This window comes from Ochrobactrum sp. BTU2 (assembly GCF_024539785.1).
Taxonomy (GTDB): Bacteria; Pseudomonadota; Alphaproteobacteria; order Rhizobiales; family Rhizobiaceae; genus Brucella; species Brucella anthropi.
Genome location: NZ_JAHWRG010000004.1, coordinates 419,508 through 444,952 on the forward strand (window position 1 = coordinate 419,508; position 25,445 = coordinate 444,952).

The following is a 25,445-nucleotide window of genomic DNA, read 5'->3' on the forward strand; positions in this document are numbered from 1 at the left end:
CGGTCGTGACCGGGCTTTTTGTTTAATGCGATTGCGGAGCGGGATGCGCCTCGGCTGGTGGCCCATCTGCGCCATGCTCGGGCTCCTTGATCCGGAACCAGGCGACATAAAGCGCCGGCAGGAAGAGAAGCGTGATTGCCGTGCCCGCTATGATGCCGCCCATCATGGCATAGGCCATTGGTCCCCAAAACACTTCACGCGCAATCGGGATCAGTGCCAGACTTGCTGCCGCCGCCGTCAGCGCGATGGGTCGCATTCGGTGCTGACTGGCCTGCGTCACCGCATCCCACGGGTGCATGCCCTCGGTGATATGCTCTTCGACCTGCACGATCAGAATGACCGAGTTTCGGATAAGAATACCGACCAGTGCCAGCACACCAAGGATGGCCACGAAGCCAAGCGGTTTGCCGCTCGGCAACAAGGCAGCCACCACACCGATCAGTCCAAGCGGCGCCACGGCGACAACAAGGAACAAGCGCTGGAAGCTTTGAAGCTGGATCATCAGGATTGTCGCCATGACGAACAGCATCAGAGGCACCACGGCAGCAATCGGCCCCTGGCTCTTGCCGCTCTCCTCCACCGTGCCAGCAATCTGGATCTGATAACCGGACGGCAGCTTGTCGGCGAAAGTCTTGATGGCGGGTGCCAGATCCTTGACGATCGTATCCGGCATCGTCTTGTCGATAATGCCTGCAGCAACCGTGATCGTAGGAATACGCGAACGGCGATAGACAACCGGCTGTTCCAGCTCATATCGGAAATTGGCAATCGCGGCCAATGGCACCGACGTCCCGTTACCGGTTGCGATCTGAAGACTTTGCAGCGTATCGATCGAATCGCGTTCGTGTTTCTGTGCCCGCACAATAACGTCGATCAGATAGATCGAATCCCGCACCTGAGTGATGGTGATACCGCCGACAACGCCGTTGAGGGTCGTTGCAATATCCTTCGAGGAAATGCCGAGCTTTCTCGCCTTGTCCTGCATGACGTCGACGCGGATAACCCGACCCGGCTCGTTCCAGTTGTAGCTCACCACCCCAAGCCGCTTGTCGGAACTGAGGATGCCGGCAAAGTCCTGTGCGACACCGCGCAGTTTTTGGACATCCGGACCCGAGATGCGATACTGCACCGGGCGGCCAACTGGCGGTCCAAGCTCCAGATACTTCACATAGACATCCGTCCCGACATAATCCTTGCGCAGAACCTCGTTGAATTTCTGCTTGAGCCTGTCACGCGCTTCGAGGTCCTTCGCGACAACGACCATCTGCCCGAAATAAGGATTTGCTGGCTGCACATCAAAGGAGAGAATGAAACGGATAGCACCTTCCCCGATATACGTGCTCCAGTGATCCACATCGGGATTGTCCTTGAGCATCGTGGCTTCAAACTTCTCCATCTGGGCCTTGGTGTCGGTGATGGAACTGTTCTGAGGCAAGGTCCAGTCGAGCACCAGTTCCGGACGGTCGGATTCCGGGAAGAACTGCCGTTCGATAAAGCCCATGCCGAAAACCGAAACGAGGAAAAGTGCAATGGTCGTAATGATCGTGATCCACTTGTGCCGCATGGACGCAAGCAGGACCTGCGAAAATATCTGGAAAAGACGGCTGTGCTTTTCCTCATGCGCCTTCATTTTCTTCGGCAGGAAAGTGACACCCAGCAAAGGCGCAAACAGAACTGCCACGATCCAGGAAACAAGCAGCGAAACCGCAATCACTACGAACAATGTGAACGTGTACTCACCCGCCTGACTGTTGTTCAGCCCGATGGGTATGAACCCGGCAATCGTAACCAGCGTGCCTGTCAGCATCGGGAAAGCCGTATGCGAATAGACATAGGTGGCAGCCTTGTTGATGGGATCGCCGTGCTCAAGCCGGGCCACCATCATTTCCACCGCAATCATCGCGTCATCGACCAGCAGGCCCAGCGCGATGATGAGCGCACCGAGCGACACGCGTTGCAGGGAAATATCCATCAAAGACATCGCCAGGAAGGTGATTGCCAACACCAGCGGGATCGAAAGCGAAACGACAAAACCCGCTCGCACCCCAAGACTGACGAAGCTCACCGCCAGAACGATGATAACCGCTTCAAACAGAGCTTCGGTAAAGCCCGAAACAGCGTCCTTGACGACTTCCGGCTGATCGGCAACCTTGAAGACCTTGACACCGACCGGGAGTTCCGCCGTCACCTGGCTCATCATTTTGTCGAGTGCCGCGCCAAATTCGAGCAGGTTGCCGTTCGGCTTCATGCCAATGCCGAGGCCGATCGCATCGTGCCCGTTCACCCGGAAAATGGATGCGGGAGGGTCCACATAGCCGCGCGTAATCGTCGCGACGTCGGAAAGACGGAAGAAGCGATCATTGACGCGCAGGTTGACCGCACGCAGATCCGCTTCCGAATTGAACTGTCCGCTGACGCGCACGCTGATGCGCTCCGGCCCGGCTTCCACCACACCGGACGGCGTGATGGCATTCTGGTCCTGCAAGGCCTGCAGGATTGCCTGCTGATCCAGTCCAAGCGCTGCAATCTGGCGCGTCGAGAACTCCAGATAGATCGCTTCGTCCTGCGCGCCGATCAGCTCGACCTTGCCCGCATTGGGCAATGTCAGAATTTTCGTCCGCGTGCTTTCGGCATAGTCCCGCAACTGTCGCATGGAAAGACCATCCGACGTGAATGCATAGACGTTTCCGTAAACGTCACCGAACTGGTCATTAAAATACGGTCCGAGAACGCCCTGAGGCAGCGTATTCTGAATATCGTTCAGAAAATGACGCACTTCGGTCCATGACTTTTTGACCTGCTCGGCCCGCGTCGTATCTTTCAGAAAGACGAACACGACCGACTTGCCCGCCGTGGTTATGCTGCGTGTATAATCGAGCGTATCCAGTTCTTCGAGCTTCTTTTCCAGCCGGTCCGTGACCTGGTTGAGCGTTTCGTCGACGGAGGCGCCGGGCCAGTTGGCCTGTACAACCATCGTCTTGACGGTGAAGTCCGGATCCTCCTCACGACCAAGATCGAGATAGGAAATCAGGCCCGCCACCAGAAAGACGAGCATGAAATACCAGACCAGAGACCGATGATTCAGAGCCCAGTCAGACAGATTAAATCCCTTCTTCACAGGCCCGTTCCTTTCTCGTCCAGGCGGACTTTCTGTCCTTCTTTCAACTCATGCACACCAGCAATCGCAACATAGCTTCCGACATCCACGCCACCGGCAACGAAACTGTTGCCGCGCCGTTCAGTCACCTGCACGTCATGAAGAGAGACCGTCTGTTTATGCGGATCGATGACCCAGATGCTTGTCTTGCCGTTTTCGTCGAGCAAAGCCTGTATCGGCATCGTCACAAGATTCTGTTCAGGCCCGGCTTTGGCTGCCCGGATCGTCGCGCCAAGGCGAAAGCCTTCCGGAGGGTTGTCGAGAGCAATACGCACACGGCGTGTGCGTGTCTGCGCATCAGCCTGCGGCGCCACCTCGCGTACTGTTCCCTGCCCCGTCACTTTTGGATCGGCCTGGAGCTGTACATTGAATGGCGTACCTTGCTCAAAATATTGCGTCATGCTGTCAGGAATATCGAGCACCGCTTCGCGAATATCGGGACGCGCAACCGTCATAACCGTCTGGCCAGCGGCAACCACCTGCCCGACTTCGGCATTCGTTGCAGAAATGACGCCATCATAATCCGGACGCAGCACAGCGTAACTGCGCTGATCCTGCGCCTTTTTCAGTCCTGCCCTGGCTTTTTCCAACCCGGCCTCTGCGCTGTCACGCGCCTGTCTGGCGGCATCATAATCGGCTTGCGAAACGTTGTTGCCCTTAAGCAGGATGCTCTGGCGTTCTTCGCTCGCCGCAGCGTTGGCATATTGTGCTTCGGCGCTCGCCAGATCAGCCCTCGCAGACTGAACGGCAAGATCGAGGTTGGATGGATCAACCATCGCAACCATCTCGTCCTTTTTCACAATATCCCCCACCTGAACAGGCCGATTGATAATTCGCCCGAGCACACGGAATGCAAGATCAGTGGAATAGCGTGGCTCAATCGTGCCTGCAAAACCCGTCTGCGTTACGGGCTTGGGCTCGACCACCATATAAAGAACCGGACGGACAGGGTCCGTCTCAGCCGTGTTCTCTTCACCTTTTCCGCAAGCGGCAAGCGCAAGCATGGCAGCGATAACAGCAATACTGCTCATGGTGTGGATTCTAGGAAACTGGATTGTCGCCTTCATTGCGCAACTTGTCCTTCCTGTTCCTGCACGACTTCGGTCGGCTCGCCAGAACGCAGCATTTGTGCGCCCTTCGTGACGATCAGCTCGCCTTCCTGCAGTCCGCCTTCCACGAGTAGTCGCCCCTTTTCGTATGAGAGCACCTTGATCGGAACCAGCGTTGCCACCTTGGAATCCTTCGAGAGCCTCCAGACGGCTGTACGCCCGGCATCCGAAGTCATTGCGCTCCATGGCAAAACGACTACCTTCACCGTGTCCATATGAACCGTGCCGGTCACTGTGGCCCCGAGCGCCATCTGAGGCGGGGTTTGCGCTATGCCGACCTTTAACCGTACGGTTCCAGTCTGCGCATCGACCACCGGAGAAATCTCACGAACCTTGCCTTCGGCACTTATCGACGCATCGGACAGCAGCGCAATCGTTACGTCCATTCCAATTTTGGCATGATTGACCAGTGTTTCCTGCACATCGAAGACCGCGTCACGTGGGCCATCCTCGGCAATCGAGAACGCTGTCTGTGCGGCCTGCACGACCTGACCGGCCTCGACATTGCGCGCCGTAATCACGCCTGAAACGGGTGCCTGCAATTCAGTGTAGGAGAGCTGATCGCGTGCATCGTTGAGCTGGCTTTCAGCGCTGGCAAGAGCGCTTTGCGTCGTTTGCAGGTTCTGGTTTGCCTGATCGTAGGTGCTGCGAGTGGTGAACCCTTGTGCCAGCAATGCCTTCTGTCGCGCAAAATTGGCCTGGGCCTGCACCAGCTGCGCCTGCGCAGCATCTTTCGACGCCTGTGCAACGCGCAGATTGGCCTGTTGCTCAACATTATCGATGCTGGCGAGAGGCTGCCCCTTTTCCACGTGCTGGCCGATCTCGACCAGACGCTGCACAACCTGACCGTTCAGACGAAACGAGACATTGACAAGCGACCGTGCCGCAATGGCGCCGGATAAGGTCAGTTTCGGTTGATAATCGCTGGCGACTGCCTTTACCGCTGCCACCGGCACGATGTCGAGCGAGTCGGCTTGCGCCTGCAACATTGTGCCCGGCGCAAGCAGCCCCAGACAAAAGAGCAGTATACGGGGTGCTTTGAAATGGGGAGCAAGCTGGCCCATAACGCGCCTCCACCCATTCTGCACGCTGTAAATGAATGGTTTTGCTGCCATTTACACGATTCTCACTGGTTTGGTTCTGTTGAGAATGCAACTAAAGCTTTGCAGAGAAAAGCGGCGTTGTAAAAGATGATGAATCATAGTTATCGCTATTAAAGTCTTTTCGAAAACACTTACTCAGGAGCAATCGGCAGGCATTGCCTTCGATCAGAGAATTTATAAATAGAAATATATAGTTGTGTTGAATTTCAAGAATATCGGCGGCGGCTAACTCGTTGCCTCCTCGACAAGCCTTTTACCGGCAACGTTCAATTCGTAACGTGTGCGTTGCGTGCGCGGATCGCGCTGTTTGATCCGCACATAACCGTGGTCCTGCCCGAGCACTGAAATTTCCCGGAGCACAAGCGCATGAGCGATCCCCAGCGAACGCGCAAAAGTTCGGCTATCCGACGCGATATCCAGCGCCAGCGCGGCGATGATCCCGGCACCAAGCCCGGTCAAATTGCTGGACGCCGTCATCAAAGCATCGACGAACGCCATATATTCCACTTCGCCCTCATCCATCATGCAGCTGCCGATTTAAGGGGGCGGAACGAAACGATCACCGATTTCGATGTGGGCGTGTAGCTTTCATCACCAGAACTGGCGAGCGGCACCAGCACGTTCATTTCCGGATAGTAGCCCGCAATACAACCGCGCGGGATGTCATAGGGCACGAAGCGGAAATCGCGCGCGATACGCTCCACACCATCATCGAATTCGCCAACAATATCAGCCCGGTCACCGGCCTCGACACCGATATCCGCCATGTCAGCTTCATTCATGAAGACGACCTGTCGTTCGCCATAGACACCGCGATAGCGGTCATCCATGCCATAAATGGTGGTGTTGTACTGGTCGTGGCTGCGGAAGGTCTGCAGCACATAACGCCCCGGCGTGCCGCGTGCCTGCTGATGCTCGACAGCTTCCGGAAGGGCGCCGGTCCAGAATGTCGCCTTGCCCTTTGTCGTATTCCATTCCAGCTCACGGGCAGAATTGCGCAAATGGAAGCCACGCGGAACCCGTACACGAGCATTGAAATCGTAGAAGTCCGGCAACACACGGGCGATATGGTTGCGGATAAGATCATAGTCGTCGGCAAGCTCCAGCCAGTTGACCGGATTTGCCCCAAGCGTCGCCTGCGCCATACCCGCAATGATCGCCACTTCCGAACGAAGATGTGATGAAGCAGGCGCATTGATGCCGCCCGAACCGTGCACCATGCTCATGGAATCTTCGACTGTCACGATCTGGGCCACACCTCTGGAATTGAGGTCGATCTCGGTGCGGCCAAGGCAAGGCAGGATGAAAGATTCCTGCCCCGGCACCAGATGCGAATGGTTGAGCTTGGTTGCGACATGAACCGTCAGGCGCTGGCCGGAAAGCGCTTTAGAAATCAGCGGACTATCCGGAGTGGCCCGGGCGAAATTGCCGCCGAGACCGATAAATGCCTGAGCCGACCCGTCGAGCATGGCACCTATGGCACCCAGAACGTTGTGTCCCGGCTCACGCGGAACATTGAAGCCAAATTCCTTTTCCAGCGCATCAAGAAATGCGACTGGAGGCCGTTCGTTGATGCCGACGGTGCGATCACCCTGCACGTTGGAATGACCGCGCACCGGACAGAGGCCGGCACCGGGCCTGCCAATATTGCCGCGCAGCAGCATGAAATTGGTGATTTCGCGGATCGTGATCACCGAATGACGATGCTGGGTGATGCCCATCGCCCAGGTGCAGATGACCCGTTCCGATTCCATATAGATCTTTGCCGCACGCTCGAGCGATTGCCGGAGAAGTCCCGATTGATCCTCGATTTCTTCCCACGACGTGCTGTCCACCGCAGCGCGATAGGCTTCCAGTTCCGCTGTATGTGTGCTGAGAAATTCCCGGTCGAGGATTGATGGCTTGCCTGCGGCGAGTGCGGCATCATCCGCTGCGAAAACCGCCTTGGCCATACCGCGGAAAGCGGCAAGATCACCGCCAAGACGCGGCTGGAAATAGTCGCTCGCTATGGCTTCGCTGCCGCCATGCAGCATTTCAAGCTTGTTCTGCGGATCGGCAAAACGCTCCAGCCCGCGTTCGCGGATCGGATTGAAAACGACAATGCGCGCACCGCGCTCGGCAGCACGACGCAGATCACCCAGCATGCGGGGATGGTTGGTGCCCGGATTCTGACCGACCACGAAAATGGCATCGGCCATTTCGAAATCTTCCAGCAGGACGGTCCCCTTGCCGACGCCAACCGACTGTTTCAGTGCAACGCCGCTAGCCTCGTGGCACATGTTTGAGCAGTCGGGGAAATTATTGGTCCCATAAGCGCGTACGAACAACTGATACAGAAACGCAGCCTCGTTCGAGGCACGGCCCGACGTATAGAACTCAACCCGGTTTGGGCTGTCGAAACTCTTGAGAATGTCCCCGATAGTCCTGAACGCCTCATCCCATTCGATGGCTTCATACTGATCGGTCGAAGCATTGTACCGCATCGGATGGGTCAGGCGCCCGGTATTCTCCAGATCGTAATCCGTCCAGTTGCGCAGCTGCGAAACCGTATGCTCACGAAAAAAGGCAGGTGTCGTGCGCCGGTCGGTCGCCTCCCAGGCGACAGCCTTCACACCGTTTTCGCAAAATTCAAAAGATGAGCCATGTTCCGGATCACCCCAGGCACAACCGGGGCAATCGAAACCGTCCGGCTGGTTCGCCTTGAGAAGCGTGCGCGCGCCGGAAAGAGGAGCGCCACTTGCAAGCAATTGCTTGCCGCAGCTTTTCAATGCACCCCATCCACCCGCTGCAGCGGATCGCTTGCCGATGAAACCGGTTTTGGTGGCCTTGCTCATCCGTTACCCTCTAACCCAGTTGCGGGACCGCCTTCTTCGAGTGGCAAAGATGCCTTGGGCGGGTGCCAATATCATAAGTGGAATTACACGGTCCTTCAATTAACCGCGAGGCAATTGTTATTCGATACTTGTTCGTACTTGATTTCGGCCGCGCGATCCGTCATGCGATTGGTCAAGAAAAATTACCACAAGGGGTGGGATAGATGCCCAACATCGTTGAAATCGCCGATCTGAAGCGGCTTGCCCAGCGCCGCGTCCCCAAGATGTTCTTTGATTACGCGGATTCTGGCGCATGGACCGAGTCGACCTATCGCTCAAATGAAGACGACTTCAAGAAGATCAAGCTGCGCCAGCGCATTCTCGTCGACATGACGAACCGTTCGCTGGAAACGACGATGATCGGCGAGAAAGTGTCCATGCCGGTGGCTCTTGCGCCGACCGGCCTGACGGGCATGCAGCACGCGGACGGTGAAATGCTGGCAGCACAGGCTGCCGAAGCCTTTGGCGTTCCCTTCACCCTTTCGACCATGAGCATCTGTTCCATCGAAGACGTCGCTTCGGTGACAAAGAAGCCGTTCTGGTTCCAGCTATACGTGATGAAGGACCGCGATTTCGTGAAGAACCTGATCGGTCGCGCCAAGGCGGCAGGCTGTTCGGCTCTTGTGCTTACCCTCGATCTCCAGATTCTCGGCCAGCGCCACAAGGATATCCGCAACGGCCTTTCCGCCCCGCCGAAATTCACCCCGAAGCATATCTGGCAGATGGCGACCCGCCCCGGCTGGTGCCTGGGCATGATGGGCACGCAGCGTCGTACGTTCCGCAACATTGCCGGTCACGCCAAGAATGTTACCGACCTTTCTTCGCTCTCCTCGTGGACGGCTGAACAGTTCGATCCGCAGCTCAACTGGAACGACGTTGCCTGGATCAAGGAACAATGGGGTGGCAAGCTGATCCTTAAAGGCATTCTCGATGTGGAAGATGCCAAGATGGCAGCCAAATCAGGTGCCGACGCGATCATCGTGTCGAACCATGGCGGACGTCAGCTGGATGGCGCACCGTCCTCGATATCCATGCTGCAGCCGATCGTTGATGCCGTTGGCGACAAGATCGAAGTGCATGTCGATGGCGGCATCCGCTCCGGCCAGGATGTGCTCAAGGCCCGCGCACTTGGCGCTCAGGGCGTGTATATCGGTCGCCCGTTCCTCTATGGCCTCGGCGCCATGGGCAAGGACGGCGTAACGCTGGCGCTCGACATCATCCGCAAGGAACTGGATGTCACGATGGCGCTCTGCGGCAAGCGGGATATCAACGATATCGACAAGTCGATCATCCATTCGATAAACTTCTGATAACGACAGGAGCCGGCCTCGCGTCGGCTCCTATACTTTAGAAATTGCTTGTATAATATCGCGTCACACGCGAGTACTGGCGACTGATGCACCGCAAGGTTACTTAAAAATAACCAAGTGTTAAACATATCTCTTTACCATATCCGGCAGTACGGCTTGTGAGCCGTTTTTCTGTTCGGATTTGGAGTGGGAACCGATGAAGTGCACTTCCGCCATTGCCATCGTGGCTATCAGTCTGATGGCGGGATCAGGAGCGGCGTTTGCCGCCGACATAATTGCAGACCCTGTTATTGAACCCATGCCGGAACCGGTTAATTCGTCCGGCTGGTATATTCGTGGCGATCTCGGTTACAATTTCAAATCCAGCACAGATGGCGACTGGAGCTTCTGGAACCAGTTCGATCCGCCCTATCGCGGCATTGACGACACGCTGCGCTACGATGATTTCGACCTCAAGGCAGGCGCAACTTACGGCGTGGGTGTCGGTTACCGCTTCACCGACATGTTCCGCGCCGACGCAACGCTCGACTTCTTCCGTGCAGGCATAAACGGTCGCACCGCCTGCCCAAGCTATGTGAAATCTGCCAAGGGCTTCAATCCGGTCGAGGACAACTGCAACTACGAGGATTCCTCGACAGCCAATATCTGGACGGCCATGGCCAACGCCTATGTCGACCTGCCGCGTGTGGGACCTGTGACGCCTTATCTCGGCGCAGGTCTCGGCGCCGCCTATGTGCAATATGACGACTGGAAAACCCACGAAGTCTGCGCAGGCTGCACCTATTCCAGCGAAAAGGACGGCCTCGACAGCTGGCGCTTCGCAATGGCTCTCATGGCCGGTGTCAGCTACGATCTGACCGAGCAGCTCAAGCTTGATGTCGGTTACCGCTATATGCGTATCAATGGTGGCAAAGCCTACGGTTTTGACGCAGCCGATCGCAGCACCAACCCTTACGGCAATGCCGAAGGACCGGGCGCCACGGGAACGCAGGCCAAAGACAATGGCTTCAACATGCACACGATCCGCGCCGGTCTTCGCTACGAATTCCGTTAAAGAGAGTGACCTTTCGGATAGAAAGCCCGGTCAGTGCCGGGCTTTTTTCATTTCAGCCGCGTGAAGTCGGTGCCTTTGACAGAAGCACCGTGCGGATTGCGAAACTGGAATGGATGCGCGCGACACCGGGCAATCGCGACAGGATTTCCTTGTGAATGATCTCATAAGCCGCAGCGTTTTCGGCTTCGACGCGCAAAATGTAATCCGCATCGCCTGTCATGAGATAACATTCCTGAACTTCGGGGTGCCGCCGCACCGCTTCCTCGAAACGATTCAGAAACTCCTCGGTCTGGCGGTCAAGCGTAATGCGTACGATAGCGACGAGCCGCTCATCGCCGTCGGATGAACCGACGATGGCCGTATAGCCACGGATAACGCCGCTTTCTTCCAATATTTGCACCCGCCGCAGACAGGCGGACTGCGAAAGTCCTACTTCGCTGGCGAGATGGCTGTTGGTCATGCGCCCATCACGGCGCAGGCAGCGGATGATATTGCGGTCGATACCGTCGAGCGTTGGCATGAATAATCTTCAACTCTGGAGCTAAAATATGCGCAAGATGTGCGAAAATTCGCATAATATGCGACAAATAGCAAAAACATTCGAATAGTCTTCGACTAATATGCGAGCAAGCTCTGGGAGTGAGGAGTCACAAGGTTTCTCAACCGAGGCTTATATGCTTTGGGTGGCAGACGATCCATATCGACAATGACCTTCCAGGCGTTCTCGTAACGTAGTGAGCAGTTTGGAAAGAACCGTGCAAATGGTTGAGATGTCGATGCAATTTTCACAGGATGAGCGCGATCTTGCCGCCGGTGGCGTATTGACCATCGACCTGTCGGCGCTGCGTCACAATTATTCGGCCATTGCCCGTCATATCGCGCCCACCCGTACCGCTGCCGTTGTGAAGGCAGATGCCTACGGGCTCGGCGCCAGTCGTGTTGCGCCAGCTTTTTACGATGCCGGTTGCCGTGACTTCTTCGTCGCCCATCTCGGCGAAGCCATTGCGCTGAAGCCGTTTATCCAGCCCGATGCGACGCTCTACGTTTTGAACGGTCTTCAACCGGGGACGGAAGAAGCCTGCGCCCGCGAAGGCATTCTGCCAGTTCTCAACTCGCTGGAACAGATTGAAAACTGGGCGGCACTCGCCACCAGACAGGGCAAGAAGCTGCCCGCCCTGCTGCAGCTCGATACCGGCATGTCGCGTCTCGGCCTGTCGCCGAAGGAATTTGAACGCTTTCTTGAGAACGCCACGCTTCTGGATGCCATTGACATCAAGTTTGTCATCAGCCACCTGGCCAGCGGTGACGAACCGGAAAATGCGGCAAATGCCCGTCAGCTTGCCAATATGACCGCCTTGCTTGCGCGCCTGCCAAAACTGCCGGTTGCTTTCGCCAATTCCGGCGGCAGCTTCCTCGACAAGACCTATCATTTCGACCTCGCTCGCCCCGGTGTCGCGCTTTATGGCGTTGGACCGAAAAGCGAGATCATTCCTGTCCTCACCCTTTCGGCACGCGTCATTCAGGTGCGCGACATCGACAAGGGGGCGGCGGTTGGCTATGGCGGCGCCTATATCGCCGAAGGGCCGATGCGGGTTGCAACGATTGCTGTGGGATATGCCGATGGCTGGTTCCGTTCTCTCAGCAACAAGGGGGCGGCCTTCTTTGGCGATACGCGACTGCCGATCATCGGCCGTGTGTCGATGGACTCGATCACGCTCGACGTCAGCGCGTTGCCGGAAGGCACGCTGAAACTCGGCAGTCTTGTGGAGCTGATCGGCCCGCACCAGCGCCTCGAAGACGTGGCGCGCGATTGCGACACTATTCCCTATGAAATTCTGACTGCGCTCGGCAACCGTTATGCACGTGTCTACGTGGAGAGCGGCGCGAGCGACATAAAAGTATAAGACAAGAGGCGAACATGCAGATCACCATTCTCGGCAGCGGCGTCATTGGCGTTACGACCGCTTATTACCTCGCCAAGCTCGGTCACGAGGTAACCGTTGTCGACCGCGAAGAAGGCCCCGCACTGGAAACGAGCTTTGCCAATGCCGGTCAGGTTTCGCCGGGTTACGCGTCGCCCTGGGCCGCGCCCGGCATTCCGTTCAAGGCCGCGAAATGGCTGTTCCAGAAGCACGCGCCACTTGTTTTGCGTCCGACTTGCGATCCGGTTCAGTATAGCTGGCTCCTGCAGATGCTCGCGAACTGCACCGACAGCCGTTACAAGGTCAACAAGACCCGCATGGTGCGCGTCGCCGAATATGCGCGCGATTGCCTTGTCGATCTGCGCAAGGAAACCGGCATCGAATACGACCAGCGCATGCAGGGCACGCTCCAGCTTTTCCGCGAGCAGTACCAGCTCGACGGTATCGGCAAGGATATTGAGGTACTGCGTCAGGATGGCGTGCCGTTCGAAGTCCTCGACCGCGAAGGCTGCGCCAAGGTAGAACCGGCACTTGCCCGCGTGAAGGACAAGTTCGTCGGTGGCCTGCGTCTTCCGCATGACGAAACCGGCGACTGCTTCAAGTTCACCAATGCGCTGGCAAAGATTGCCGAAGGACTCGGTGTAAAATTCCGCTTCGGCGTCAACATCAAGTCGTTGCTGATGTCCGGCGGCAAAGTTTCCGGTGTCGAGACCTCCGAGGGTGTCCTGACCGCCGACCGTTATGTCGTCGCTCTTGGCAGCTATACGCCTGCGCTCGTCAAATCGCTTGGCCTTAACGCCCCGATCTATCCGGTGAAGGGTTATTCCATCACAGCACCGATTGTCGACGAGGATCGCGCTCCGGTTTCGACCGTTCTCGATGAGAGCTACAAGATTGCGATCACCCGTCTTGGCGACCGCATCCGCGTTGGCGGTATGGCGGAAGTCTCGGGCTTCACCACGGACCTACCTGCCGCGCGGCGCGCAACGCTCGATTTGTCGGTAACGGACCTGTTCCCCGGCGGCGATCTGAAAGCGGCAACCTTCTGGTCCGGCCTGCGCCCGATGACACCGGATTCCACGCCGATCATCGGTGCAACGCGCTACGACAACGTGTTCATAAATGCCGGTCACGGAACGCTCGGCTGGACGATGTCGTGCGGTTCCGGCAAATTGCTCGCCGACCTTATTTCCGGCAACAAGCCGGATATCCGGGCCGACGATCTCGGTATTTCCCGCTACGAATAGACTATTTGCACGAAGTTGAATCGCCTTCCTCAAGGCGATTCAAAAACTCGGCGGCGTGCAGGCGCTGACGATTTCGCATGGCACCGGTCCGACGCAACGGAACCGGTGCGGCAGCTTGCTGGAAAAGTAATAGGCGTCACCCGGCCCCAGAATGCGGCGTTCACTGCCGACCGTCACTTCGATGCGACCCGAAATGACGATGCCGCCTTCCTCGCCCTCGTGCATCAAAAGCACTTTTCCCGTATCGGAACCCGGCTCATAACGCTCCTTCAGCATCTGTAAAGAGCGTGAAAACAGATGGTCTCCCACCTGCCGATAGGAAATTGGGCCCTTGCCGATTTCCACCAGTTCCTCGGCCTGATAGAATACCTTGTGCGGAGCATCCGGTTCGAGCGCGAAAAACTCGGCCATGCCGATAGGAATACCGTCGAGAATGCGCTTCAATGCACCGACGGACGGATTGGACTGATTGGCCTCGATAAGGGAGATGGTGGAGTTGGTCACACCTGCCCTTTTGGCCAACTCACGCTGCGACAGATTCTGCCGCATGCGCACATAACGAAGCCTCCCGCCGATATCGATGCTCATCGAACTCTTCCCCATGTTTATGATGTTCGATATAGCACAAACTTGATAATTATCCCACATAAAAACAATAACTTAATATCTTGAAGAAAAGGACTTGTTGCACCTCGCAAAGCGTGGCCTGCTGCTTACAAATAGGAGGTAATTATGCTCACCAAAACCAACACGCCAAGCCTTGAGAACTTCTGGATGCCGTTCACCGCGAACCGGCAGTTCAAGGCAGCGCCTCGCCTGCTCGCAAGTGCTTCGGGCATGTATTACACCGACACCGATGGCAATCAGGTTCTGGATGGCACGGCTGGTCTCTGGTGCTGCAATGCCGGTCATGGCCGCAAGCGCATCACCGAAGCTGTCGAGCGCCAGATTTCGACCATGGATTTCGCACCGACCTTTCAGATGGGCCATAATGTGGCTTTCGACTTTGCTGAAAAGCTCGCAGCTATCGCACCGGGCGGACCGGATGCAAAACTCGACCGCGTATTCTTCACCAATTCCGGTTCGGAATCGGTCGATACCGCACTGAAGATCGCCATCGCCTATCAGCGCGCCATCGGCCAGGGCACCCGCACCATGGTTCTGGGTCGCGAAAAGGGCTATCACGGCGTTGGTTTCGGCGGCATTTCCGTCGGCGGCCTTGTCAATAACCGCCGCGTCTTCCCACAGATTCCTGCCGACCATCTGCGCCATACGCTCGATATCGAGAAGAACGCCTTCTCCAAGGGCCTGCCTGCAAACGGCATCGAACTTGCCGACGATCTGGAACGCCTCGTCCAGCTGCATGGCGCTGAAAAGATCGCTGCGGTTATCGTTGAACCGATGTCCGGTTCGGCTGGCGTCATCCTGCCACCGAAGGGCTATCTGGAACGCCTCCGCGCTACGGCAGACAAGCATGGCATCCTCCTGATCTTCGACGAAGTCATCACCGGTTTCGGCCGCCTCGGCACGCCGTTTGCGGTTGATTATTTCGGCGTCGTGCCCGACCTCGTGACAACCGCCAAGGGCCTGACCAATGGCGCCATCCCGATGGGCGCAGTCTTCGCCGCCCGCAAGGTCTATGATGGCCTGATGACCGGGCCGGAAAACGCCATCGAGCTGTTCCATGGCTACACCTATTCCGGCCATCCGGTTGCCGCTGCTGCCGGCCTTGCAACGCTGGAAGTCTATGCCGAGGAAGGCTTGCTGACGCGCGGTGCGGAACTTGCCAATCATTGGCAGGAGGCACTCCATTCACTCAAGGACGTTTCGAACGTCATCGACATTCGCAACCTCGGTCTGGTTGGTGCCATCGAACTCTCGTCGCGCAAGGATGCACCGGGCGCCCGCGCCTACGATGTTTTCGTGGATTGCTTCAAGAAGGGCCTGCTCATCCGCGTAACCGGCGATGTGATCGCGCTTTCGCCACCACTGATCGTGGAAAAGGAACAGATCGACACGATCGTGTCCGTCATCGGTGACGCCATCAAACGCGCAGCCTGACCTTCACCCAAGTCATGCTGCCTTTTAGAGCGCATCCCGAAAAGTGTGAAACGGTTTTCGGACAAGATGCGCTCTATTTTTAAACTACGCATCGATTTTTAGACCGATGCGCTCGCCGCCGCTGTTCCCCTGCGGCGGCTTTTTTTCTGATAACAGCAATTCATTCGCCGCTATCGGGAAATATCAAACCGCGATACTATTCAGAACGTATATTGTCTTGTTTCGGGAACCTTTTGGCCTCGCATACATCCAATGAAACTCCACAGGAGTTTGACCCATGCGTGCAAAAACAGCGTTACCCGCCACCTCTCCAACATTTCAGGATGATCTTGTCCTCGCCCAGTGCGCAAAAATGCACGATCTGGAAGCGCTGCGCAAAATCATGCAGACCAACAATCAGCGGCTCTATCGTCTGGCCCGCGGCATCGTGCGCAACGACAGCGAAGCGGAAGATGTGGTTCAGGAGACCTATTTTCTGGCTTTCAGGAGTCTTGATCGCTTTCGCGGCCAATCCAGCCTGACCACGTGGCTATCCCGTATTGCAATTCACGAAGCCCTCGGTCGTCTGCGCAAAACCCGGAAGGTCGAGAAGCTTCTTGAGACCACACCCGACACAAACAATATCATCCCGTTTCCATCCGACATGAGCGTGAATGACCCCGAACGCAGTTTTGCGCAGCGCCAGATATTGCAGCTGGTCGAACAGGCAACGGATAATCTGCCGGAAATTTTTCGCCTCGTATTCGTCGCACGGGTCATTGAAGGTTTGAGCGTGGATGAAACAGCCGAATTGTTGAATCTGCGCCCGCAAACCGTAAAGACACGTCTTCACCGCGCCCGATATTTGTTACGAAAACAGCTGGACGAGAAAATCGGCCCTGTATTGCTGGATGCCTTTCCCTTCGCAGGCAAACGCTGCGAGCGGATTATAACTGCCGTTTTGGCGCGGCTGGACGAACTGACTTAATGTCAGGAACCTTTTGAACTCTCCCGCATCCAATAGCTGTCACTAGAGCATTTCCAGCAAAAGTGCGAAGCGGTTTTGCGTAGGATAATGCGACGAAACAACTATTTGGAGCCCGTAAAAAGGCGCCGGACAAGGGAGAGTTCCATGTCTATTCGTTCAGTTGTATCCGTTGCTGCAATTTGCATTTGCGGCAGTCTGTCTCTGGCAATTGCCCATGACGGAAAATTACACGATCCGGCGATAGCCCATATTGCCTACACGGCAGGCGCCATCGATGTCGCGGCTGCCAAACAGGCTCTCGAAAAATCCAAAAACAAAACGGTGCTTGAGTTCGCACAGACCATGCTGCGTGATCATGAAGCGGTCAATCAGCAGGCGCTCGCTCTGGTCAAGAAACTGAACGTCACACCGGAGGATAACGACACAAGCAAAGCCTTGTCCAAAGCGGCGGCAGAAGAACTGACCAGGTTGAGCAAACTCGATGGCGCAGCTTTCGACAAATCCTATGTCGACAACGAGGTTGCCTATCATAAGGAAGTGAACAAGGCGCTGAAAACCGCACTTATCCCGTCCGCCAGCAATGCTGAACTGAAGAACCTGCTCGAAACCGGTCTCAAACTGTTCCAGAGCCATGAGCAACATGCCGAACACATCGCCATGTCTTTGAAATAGGACCGGTCCGATGAGATATGTTCAAGCTGTCACCATACTTGCCGGGTTGCTGATTATCAGTGTCCCGGCAAAGGCGAAAACAATTGAAATTACGGTCGAAAAACTTGCTTTTTCACCGCAGAACATTGAAGCGAACGTGGGCGATGTGATCGAATGGAACAATAAGGACCCGATGCAGCACACCGCAACCGTAAAGGGAGGATGGGATATTCTCCTGCCACCCCGGAAGGTTACGAGACAGGTTCTGAAATCGCCAGAAGCGGTCAAGTTTTACTGCCGTTTTCACCCCGATATGATCGGAATGCTAACAGTCAAACCATGAGGAAAAGCGCGCCGATGCGTTTGCCGGGCCGTAATGTGCACGACCAGCCGTTTATCCTCCCTGCGATGGCGTGAAATTCGCCACCAGCGCATGGCTGTCGCCGGGATAGGTAAAGCGTACATGTGTTACCGGCTGGTCAGCGTTCCACGTCTGGCGCTCGATCACCAGACAGGGCGCCCCCAGCGGAATACCGAGCATGCCAGCATTTTCCTGCGTGGCGGCAATCGCACGTATCGAGTGTTTTGCGCTACTCCACGGCACGCACGAAACCAGCCATGGTCCCGGCGAATTTTCAGCAAAGTCAGTCTGCGCAGCGGTCGGAACCGCATCCAGACTGATGATGCGCTCTTCCAGAGCGAAGACACGCTTGCCCGCATAGTGACGGCAGACGAGTTCAACCAGCGGCGTATGGCGCGGCATGTCGATATGCCTTGCATCGGCTGGTCCGCTCAATCGCTCGCGCCGGCTCGTCAGCTCGAACCTATAAGCGGCGCCGAGCGCTGCCACTTCATCGCGAATATCGTGGATTTCGAGGATTGCAGCCTGCGATTGCGGAAAGGAAACAAAACTGCCGGATCTCCGCTTGCGCTCAATCAGACCGGCTTTCGCCAGCTGCGTCAGCGCCTTGTTCACAGTCATGCGTGAACAGCCATATTGTTCCGTCAGCTCGTGTTCAAACGGGATGCGATGACCGGGCAGCCATTCTCCCGACAGGATGCGCGATTCTATATCGTCCAGAATACGCTGATGCAGCGAAAGCACCGGTGCGTCCTTTACGATCAAGTCTTCGCCAGCCATGCCATCTCCTGTCAGGCGAGTAATTCGCCGATCACTTTCTGGAAAGCACGCTCGGCCTCATCGCGCAAGCGGTGACGCCCGCCTTCCACCTGTTTAACGCCGCGCACCCATACATCGGACGGTCGTGCGCGACCGCCAAAAATCCAGCCATCGAGCACTGCGTCGCCTTTTGCATGTGGCAGACGCGCCGCATCAAGTACGACGAAATCGGCCGAAGCCCCCGCTTCCAAGCCATCGCTTGCACGTCCCATGGCGATATTGCCGCCCGTCACCGCGCCATCGAACAATGCGCGGCCTGTCGAGCCTGCGTTCTCGGCCAGAACATTGCGCGCGCGGTGCAGGAGACGCTGCGAATATTCGTACTGGCGTAACTCATCGCTAATGCCGATCAGCACATTGGAATCCGAGCCGACGCCGAACTTGCCGCCTGCTTCGTGGAAGACCGTGGCATTGAAAGTGCCGTCACCAAGATTGGCCTCCGTCACAGGACAAAGACCAGCAATCGCACCAGCCTCAGCCATGCGCATGGTTTCCGCGTCGGTCATATGGGTCGCGTGGATGAGGCACCAGCGCGACGACAATTCCTGATGGTCAAGCAGCCATTCAACAGGTCGCTGGCCCGACCATGCAATGCAGTCGTCCACTTCCTTGACCTGTTCGGCAATGTGAATATGCACAGGCGCATCCGGCAAAAGCTTTGCCGCAAATGTCAGCTCATCGGGGATGACAGCACGCAGACTGTGCGGGGCTACGCCAAGCACGGCACCATCGAAACCGACAAGCGCTTTCTGGCAGCCTTCAATCAAACGGGAAAAGCTTGCTTCATCATTGATAAACCGACGCTGGCCTTCATTCGGAGCAGCACCGCCAAAGGTCGAATGCGCATAAAGCACTGGCAGCAATGTCAGGCCGATACCCGCTGCCCCAGCTGCGGAAACAATGCGATCCGCCATCTCGGAAATATTGCCGTAAGGTGTGCCGTCGCGATCATGGTGCAGATAATGAAACTCACCGACGCGGGTAAATCCTGCCTCCAGCATGTCGACATAAAGCCGCAGCGCTACAGCTTCCGCCTGTTCCGGCGACATGGTGAGCGCAAACTTGTACATGATCTCGCGCCAGCTCCAGAAGCTGTCAGCAGAAGGTCCACGCCGCTCAGCCAGTCCTGCCATGCCATATTGGAACGCATGGCTGTGCAGATTTGGCATGCCTGAAACGATCACTGCATGGTGTTCGTCGCCCGACTGCGCACTGACGCCGGTTTCCACAGATGCGATTTTTCCGTCGACAATGCCAAGTCGAACATCATCCGCCCAGCCTGTTTGCAGAAGCGCCTGACCGGCATGGATAAATTGCGTTTTTGTGGCTGCGGCAGACATTCGAACAAGCTCCTCATTTCGCCAAATTCACACGCCGATCTTTCAACAGATCGCAAATGGATGCATTTTTTCTCTTGGCGACTCCGTTAATATGTATATACATTATTGAAAAACAGGGGAAGCGAGAAAACGCTCATGCCAGATAAAACAAGCTACATTTTCAGCAACGCCCGTATCGCCACCTTGGGTGAAAACGCCGAGGGTCTGGGGCTCATCGACAATGCAGTGCTCGCCGTCAAAGACGGCAAGATCGCTTATGTCGGTCCGGAAAATGCACTGCCTGCTGAATATGCATCTTTCGAGAAAATCGACTGCGAGAACCGCTTGATCACGCCCGGCCTGGTCGACTGCCACACGCATCTTGTCCATGCCGGCAACCGCGCGCATGAGTTTGAATTGCGCCTGAATGGTGCCACTTACGAAGAAGTGGCACGTGCAGGCGGCGGCATTGTTTCCTCAGTCAAGAACCTGCGCGCTGCCAGCGAAGACGATCTGGTGCGCCAAACCCTGCCCCGTCTCGATGCGCTGATTGCCGAAGGCGTCACCACCGTTGAAGTCAAGTCGGGTTACGGTCTCGACCGCGACAGCGAAATCAAGTCACTGAAAGCCGCCCGCCGTCTTGGCGAAGAACGTGACGTGACGGTCCGCACCACCTTCCTCGGCGCGCATGCCCTGCCACCGGAAATGAATGGCGACAAGGCCGCCTATATCGACCGCGTCATCAACGATATGCTTCCGGCTATCGCCGCTGAAAATCTGGCCGATGCGGTTGACGGTTTTTGCGAAGGCATCGCCTTCTTGCCCGACGAAATCGCCCGCGTCTTCGATGCGGCCAAGGCGCATAATATTCCGGTCAAGCTTCATGCCGACCAGTTGTCCAATCTGCATGGCGCGGCTCTTGCCGCTTCCTATGATGCGCTTTCAGCGGATCATCTGGAATATACGGATGCGGACGGCGCTACCGCTATGGCCAAGGCCGGAACGGTAGCCGTGCTGCTGCCCGGCGCCTACTACTTCATTCGCGAAACACAAAAGCCGCCGGTCGAGCTTTTCCGTGCTGCGGGTACCAAGATGGCGCTCGCCACCGACAACAATCCCGGCACCTCGCCGCTGACCTCGCTTCTGCTCACCATGAATATGGGCGCAACGCTCTTCCGCATGACGGTCGATGAATGCATTGCAGGCGTGACCCGCGAAGCAGCGCGCGCACTCGGGCTTCTTGATCAGACCGGCACGCTGGAAATTGGCAAGGATGCCGACCTCGCGATCTGGGACGTCGAGCGCCCGGCAGAGCTTGTTTACCGCATCGGCTTCAACCCGCTCTGGAAGCGTGTGTTCAAAGGCCAGATCTGAGTTTTTGTTTCAACGCGCATCTTATCCGAAAACCGCTTCACGTTTTTCGAGATGCGCTCTTTGGGAGTTTTCCATGACCCTCGTATTGAAGCCCGGCAGCGTGCCGCTTGAAACACTTGAAACAATCTATCGCGAGGGTCTCCCCGTCCGCATCGACCCTGCTTTTCACGCAGGCGTCGAAAAGGCTGCGGCTCGCATTGCGGAAATCGCAGCAGGGGACGAACCCGTTTACGGCATCAATACCGGCTTCGGAAAGCTTGCCTCGATCCGTATTGCGGCGGGCGATGTCGCCACGCTCCAGCGCAATCTGATCCTGTCGCATTGCTGCGGCGTCGGCGAACCGCTTTCGGAAAATATCGTGCGCCTCATCATGGCGCTGAAGCTGATTTCGCTCGGTCGCGGCGCTTCCGGCGTGCGGCTTGAAGTCATCACCCTCATCGAAGACATGCTGAAAAAAGGCGTGATCCCGATGATCCCGGAAAAGGGTTCCGTTGGCGCGTCTGGCGACCTTGCACCGCTGGCGCACATGACTGCGGCCATGATCGGTGAAGGTGAAGCCTTCTATAAGGGCGAGCGTCTACCCAGCGCGAAGGCACTGGAAAAGGCCGGACTGAAGCCGGTCGTGCTTGCTGCCAAGGAAGGGCTGGCGCTCATCAACGGCACGCAGACCTCGACTGCTCTGGCACTGGCCGGTCTTTTCCGTGCGCATCGCGCCGCACAGACAGCGCTGATCACCGGCGCATTGTCCACCGATGCCGCCATGGGGTCGGACGCACCTTTCCACGAGGAAATCCACACGCTACGCGGCCATAAGGGCCAGATCGACGCTGGCCGGGCACTGCGCGCCCTGCTCGAAGGTTCCGTCATCCGCCAGAGCCACCTCGAAGGCGACCAGCGCGTGCAGGACCCATATTGCATTCGCTGCCAGCCGCAGGTCGATGGCGCCTGTCTCGATATTCTGCGTCAGGCAGCACGCACGCTGGAAATCGAAGCCAATGCGGTCACCGACAATCCGCTCGTTCTCTCGGACGGTCGCGCCGTGTCGGGCGGCAATTTCCATGCCGAACCTGTTGCCTTCGCCGCCGATCAGATTGCGCTGGCCGTCTGCGAAATCGGCGCGATCTCGCAGCGCCGCATCGCGTTGCTGGTCGATCCGGCCCTCTCCTTCGGCCTGCCGACCTTCCTCGCCCGCAAGCCGGGGCTCAATTCTGGCCTGATGATCGCGGAAGTCACCTCCGCTGCGCTGATGAGTGAAAACAAGCAGATGGCGCATCCGGCTTCGGTCGATTCCACTCCAACTTCGGCCAATCAGGAAGACCATGTGTCCATGGCTTGCCATGGCGCACGCCGTCTTCTTCAGATGACCGCCAACCTCAATGCCATCATCGGCATCGAGGCGCTGACCGGCGCGCTCGGCGTCGAGCTGCGCGAACCGCTGACCACCAGCCCCGAGCTTGCCAAGGTGATAGCCGCGCTGCGCGGCCGCGTGCCGACGCTGGAAGACGACCGCTATATGGCTGACGACCTCAAGAATGCCGCTGAGCTGGTGGCTGACGGTGCACTTGCCGGGGCGGTTTCGAGCGGCATCCTGCCCTCTCTGGAGGCGTGATCATGAGCGCCTTTGAAGTCCGGCAGGGCACGTCGCCTGTCATTCTGGGCCTTCCCCATACGGGCACGGATGTTCCCGACGACATCTGGTCACGGCTCAACGACAATGGCCGCATCCTGGCCGATACCGACTGGCATATTCACCAGCTCTATGATGGCCTTATTGATGGCGCGACCACGGTGCGCGCCACCTTTCACCGCTATTGCATCGATGCCAATCGTGATCCGGCAGGTGTCAGCCTCTATCCTGGCCTGAACACCACGACGCTGATCCCGGAAACCGACTTTGACGGCATTGCCATCTGGAAAGACGGCGAAGCACCAAAGGAAGCCGATATTGCCGACCGCATCACGCGCTTCCACAAGCCCTATCACGACGCGCTTTTAGCCGAGATCGAACGTGTGAAGGCGATCCATGGCGTCGCCATCCTTTATGACTGCCATTCGATCCGCTCGCATATTCCGTTCCTGTTCGAAGGCAAATTGCCGGATTTCAACATCGGCACGGACATGGGCAAGACCTGCGATCCGAAGATCGAAGCTGCCGCCGTTGAGGTTACGAGACGGGCCGAAGGCTACACGTCGATTCTCAATGGCCGCTTCAAGGGCGGCTGGACGACGCGCCATTACGGCAAGCCGGAAACTGGCGTTCACGCCATCCAGATGGAGCTTGCCCAATCCACGCATCTTGCGACCGAAGCGGTTCCCTTCGCCTATGACGAGGCCAAGGCGGACGAGCTTCGCGTGCATCTCAAAACCCTTTTGCAGCGGCTGGAAACAATAGCCGCAGAACTGAAATCCTGAGGAGAACACCATGTCCAATCCACGCCACAACGAGCGCGAAGTACGTAGCCCTCGCGGAGACGAACTCAACGCCAAGAGCTGGCTGACCGAAGCGCCGCTTCGCATGCTGATGAACAACCTTGACCCCGATGTCGCCGAACGCCCGCATGAGCTGGTCGTCTATGGCGGCATTGGTCGCGCTGCGCGCACATGGGATGATTTCGACAAGATTGTCGCGACCCTCAAGACGCTCAATGAAGACGAAACCTTGCTGGTGCAGTCGGGCAAGCCGGTGGGCGTGTTCCGCACCCACAAGGATGCACCGCGCGTTCTCATCGCCAATTCCAACCTCGTGCCGCATTGGGCGACCTGGGATCACTTCAACGAACTGGATAAGAAGGGTCTTGCCATGTATGGCCAGATGACCGCCGGTTCGTGGATCTACATCGGCGCACAGGGCATCGTTCAGGGCACCTACGAAACCTTCGTGGAAGCCGGTCGCCAGCATTATGATGGCAACCTCAAGGGCAAATGGATTCTGACCGGCGGCTTGGGCGGCATGGGCGGCGCACAGCCTCTGGCAGCCGTCATGGCAGGCGCTTGCTGCCTTGCCGTCGAATGCGACGAAACCCGCGCCGATTTCCGTCTGCGCACCCGTTACGTCGATGAAAAGACCCATAGCCTCGACGAAGCGCTGGCCAAGATCGACGCATGGACGAAAGCTGGTGAAGCCAAGTCCATCGCGCTCATCGGCAATGCGGCTGAAATCTATCCGGAACTCGTCAAGCGCGGCGTGCGCCCCGACATCGTCACCGACCAGACCTCGGCACATGATCCGGTACATGGCTATCTGCCAATCGGCTGGACCGTCGCCGAATGGCGCGCCAAGCAGGAGAGCGATCCGAAGGGCGTTGCGAAAGCCGCCCGCGCTTCGATGAAGGTGCAGGTTCAGGCCATGCTCGACTTCTGGAATGCTGGCATTCCAACCGTCGACTACGGCAACAACATCCGCCAGATGGCACTTGAAGAAGGTCTGGAAAACGCCTTCGATTTCCCGGGCTTCGTGCCTGCCTATATCCGCCCACTGTTCTGCCGTGGTGTTGGCCCGTTCCGCTGGGCTGCCCTTTCCGGCGATCCGGAAGATATCGCCAAAACCGACGCCAAGGTGAAGGAGCTGCTGCCAGACAACAAGCACCTGCACAACTGGCTCGACATGGCAAAGGAACGCATCGCGTTTCAGGGCCTGCCAGCACGCATCTGCTGGGTCGGTCTCGGTGACCGTCATCGTCTCGGCCTCGCCTTCAACGAAATGGTCCGCAATGGCGAGCTGAAGGCACCAATTGTTATCGGTCGCGATCACCTCGATAGCGGCTCGGTGGCTTCGCCGAACCGCGAAACAGAAGCCATGAAGGACGGCTCGGACGCAGTCTCCGACTGGCCGCTCCTGAATGCTCTTCTCAACACCGCTTCGGGCGCAACATGGGTGTCGCTCCATCACGGCGGCGGCGTCGGCATGGGCTTCAGCCAGCATTCGGGCATGGTCATCTGCTGTGACGGCACCGAAGATGCCGATCAGCGCATCGGTCGCGTGTTGTGGAACGACCCGGCCACCGGCGTCATGCGCCATGCCGATGCGGGCTACGATATCGCGCTCGACTGGGCGAAGCAGCAGGGCCTGCGCCTTCCAGCCATCCTTGGCAACTAAGAAATCAATGAAAGGCGGTCCT

At 57.3% G+C, this 25,445-nt stretch carries 21 protein-coding genes; 12 read left to right on the forward strand and 9 right to left on the reverse strand.

Annotated features, from left to right (window positions below; translation table 11 throughout):
* Nucleotides 1-22 precede the first annotated feature (22 nt).
* From KWJ32_RS14495 to KWJ32_RS14515, 5 genes are all read right to left on the reverse strand, one after another.
* Complete coding sequence (locus KWJ32_RS14495; protein WP_012091514.1) at nt 23-3,118, reverse strand: efflux RND transporter permease subunit; 3,096 nt, start codon at nt 3,116-3,118, stop codon at nt 23-25.
* Entirely contained in the window at nt 3,115-4,224 is a 1,110-nt protein-coding gene (locus tag KWJ32_RS14500) for an efflux RND transporter periplasmic adaptor subunit (RefSeq protein WP_012091513.1), read from the reverse strand. The genes KWJ32_RS14495 and KWJ32_RS14500 overlap by 4 nt, the downstream gene beginning before the upstream one ends.
* The gene (locus KWJ32_RS14505) at nt 4,221-5,330 is read right to left on the reverse strand and encodes an efflux RND transporter periplasmic adaptor subunit (protein WP_012091512.1); all 1,110 of its coding nucleotides are present in this window, start codon (nt 5,328-5,330) and stop codon (nt 4,221-4,223) included. Before KWJ32_RS14505 ends, KWJ32_RS14500 begins: the two co-directional genes overlap by 4 nt.
* A gap of 264 nt (nt 5,331-5,594) precedes the next feature.
* A complete protein-coding gene (locus KWJ32_RS14510; RefSeq protein ID WP_012091511.1) occupies nt 5,595-5,894 on the reverse strand; it encodes a hypothetical protein in 300 nt (99 codons plus the stop codon).
* Nucleotides 5,891-8,203: an FdhF/YdeP family oxidoreductase gene (locus KWJ32_RS14515; RefSeq protein WP_151610230.1), complete on the reverse strand. Its 2,313-nt coding sequence runs from the start codon at nt 8,201-8,203 to the stop codon at nt 5,891-5,893. Before KWJ32_RS14515 ends, KWJ32_RS14510 begins: the two co-directional genes overlap by 4 nt.
* Before the next feature lie 203 nt (nt 8,204-8,406).
* Between KWJ32_RS14515 and KWJ32_RS14520 the strand changes: the two genes are divergently transcribed.
* Both KWJ32_RS14520 and KWJ32_RS14525 read left to right on the forward strand, forming a co-directional pair.
* A complete protein-coding gene (locus tag KWJ32_RS14520) occupies nt 8,407-9,552 on the forward strand; it encodes an alpha-hydroxy acid oxidase (protein WP_036585574.1) in 1,146 nt (381 codons plus the stop codon).
* Nucleotides 9,553-9,748: 196 nt separating this feature from the next.
* Nucleotides 9,749-10,606, forward strand: a complete 858-nt coding sequence (locus tag KWJ32_RS14525; RefSeq protein WP_010659516.1) for an outer membrane protein — start codon at nt 9,749-9,751, stop codon at nt 10,604-10,606.
* 52 nt (nt 10,607-10,658) lie between these two features.
* Here the strand turns inward: KWJ32_RS14525 and KWJ32_RS14530 are convergent, their stop codons facing one another.
* Nucleotides 10,659-11,126: an Lrp/AsnC family transcriptional regulator gene (locus KWJ32_RS14530; RefSeq protein ID WP_012091508.1), complete on the reverse strand. Its 468-nt coding sequence runs from the start codon at nt 11,124-11,126 to the stop codon at nt 10,659-10,661.
* A gap of 241 nt (nt 11,127-11,367) precedes the next feature.
* Here KWJ32_RS14530 and alr point away from each other — a divergent pair, with 241 nt between their 5' ends.
* A complete protein-coding gene (alr, locus tag KWJ32_RS14535; protein ID WP_151610255.1) occupies nt 11,368-12,510 on the forward strand; it encodes an alanine racemase in 1,143 nt (380 codons plus the stop codon).
* A gap of 14 nt (nt 12,511-12,524) precedes the next feature.
* The gene (locus tag KWJ32_RS14540) at nt 12,525-13,775 is read left to right on the forward strand and encodes a D-amino acid dehydrogenase (RefSeq protein ID WP_010659513.1); all 1,251 of its coding nucleotides are present in this window, start codon (nt 12,525-12,527) and stop codon (nt 13,773-13,775) included.
* Between the two features lie 39 nt (nt 13,776-13,814).
* On the opposite strand, the gene KWJ32_RS14545 is transcribed toward KWJ32_RS14540, so the two are convergent.
* Complete coding sequence (locus KWJ32_RS14545; protein ID WP_010659512.1) at nt 13,815-14,363, reverse strand: cupin domain-containing protein; 549 nt, start codon at nt 14,361-14,363, stop codon at nt 13,815-13,817.
* 144 nt (nt 14,364-14,507) lie between these two features.
* On the opposite strand from KWJ32_RS14545, the gene KWJ32_RS14550 reads away from it, so the two are divergent.
* The 4 genes from KWJ32_RS14550 to KWJ32_RS14565 all read left to right on the forward strand — a co-directional run bounded on the left by KWJ32_RS14550 (nt 14,508) and on the right by KWJ32_RS14565 (nt 17,797).
* Nucleotides 14,508-15,836 (forward strand): aspartate aminotransferase family protein, encoded by a 1,329-nt coding sequence (locus tag KWJ32_RS14550; protein WP_012091506.1) that lies wholly within the window; start codon nt 14,508-14,510, stop codon nt 15,834-15,836.
* A gap of 277 nt (nt 15,837-16,113) precedes the next feature.
* Entirely contained in the window at nt 16,114-16,803 is a 690-nt protein-coding gene (locus KWJ32_RS14555; protein WP_012091505.1) for an RNA polymerase sigma factor, read from the forward strand.
* Between the two features lie 144 nt (nt 16,804-16,947).
* Nucleotides 16,948-17,475 (forward strand): DUF4142 domain-containing protein, encoded by a 528-nt coding sequence (locus tag KWJ32_RS14560; RefSeq protein WP_125300017.1) that lies wholly within the window; start codon nt 16,948-16,950, stop codon nt 17,473-17,475.
* Nucleotides 17,476-17,485: 10 nt separating this feature from the next.
* The gene (locus KWJ32_RS14565) at nt 17,486-17,797 is read left to right on the forward strand and encodes a cupredoxin domain-containing protein (RefSeq protein WP_012091503.1); all 312 of its coding nucleotides are present in this window, start codon (nt 17,486-17,488) and stop codon (nt 17,795-17,797) included.
* 51 nt (nt 17,798-17,848) lie between these two features.
* Here KWJ32_RS14565 and hutC read toward each other — a convergent pair whose 3' ends face one another.
* Complete coding sequence (gene hutC / locus KWJ32_RS14570) at nt 17,849-18,595, reverse strand: histidine utilization repressor (RefSeq protein ID WP_010659507.1); 747 nt, start codon at nt 18,593-18,595, stop codon at nt 17,849-17,851.
* Between the two features lie 11 nt (nt 18,596-18,606).
* Nucleotides 18,607-19,974 (reverse strand): formimidoylglutamate deiminase, encoded by a 1,368-nt coding sequence (locus KWJ32_RS14575; protein WP_151610231.1) that lies wholly within the window; start codon nt 19,972-19,974, stop codon nt 18,607-18,609.
* 135 nt (nt 19,975-20,109) lie between these two features.
* Between KWJ32_RS14575 and hutI the strand changes: the two genes are divergently transcribed.
* The 4 genes from hutI (at nt 20,110) to hutU (ending at nt 25,423) form a co-directional block, all read left to right on the forward strand.
* On the forward strand, nt 20,110-21,327 hold the full coding sequence (gene hutI / locus KWJ32_RS14580; RefSeq protein WP_151610232.1) for an imidazolonepropionase: 1,218 nt from the start codon (nt 20,110-20,112) through the stop codon (nt 21,325-21,327).
* A 73-nt stretch (nt 21,328-21,400) separates the two neighbouring features.
* Nucleotides 21,401-22,936 carry a histidine ammonia-lyase gene (gene hutH, locus KWJ32_RS14585; protein ID WP_151610233.1) on the forward strand — a complete coding sequence of 512 codons (1,536 nt, stop codon included), beginning with the start codon at nt 21,401-21,403 and terminating at the stop codon, nt 22,934-22,936.
* Between the two features lie 2 nt (nt 22,937-22,938).
* Entirely contained in the window at nt 22,939-23,739 is an 801-nt protein-coding gene (gene hutG, locus KWJ32_RS14590) for an N-formylglutamate deformylase (protein WP_151610234.1), read from the forward strand.
* Nucleotides 23,740-23,749: 10 nt separating this feature from the next.
* Nucleotides 23,750-25,423 carry a urocanate hydratase gene (gene hutU / locus KWJ32_RS14595; RefSeq protein ID WP_094514031.1) on the forward strand — a complete coding sequence of 558 codons (1,674 nt, stop codon included), beginning with the start codon at nt 23,750-23,752 and terminating at the stop codon, nt 25,421-25,423.
* Nucleotides 25,424-25,445 lie beyond the last annotated feature (22 nt).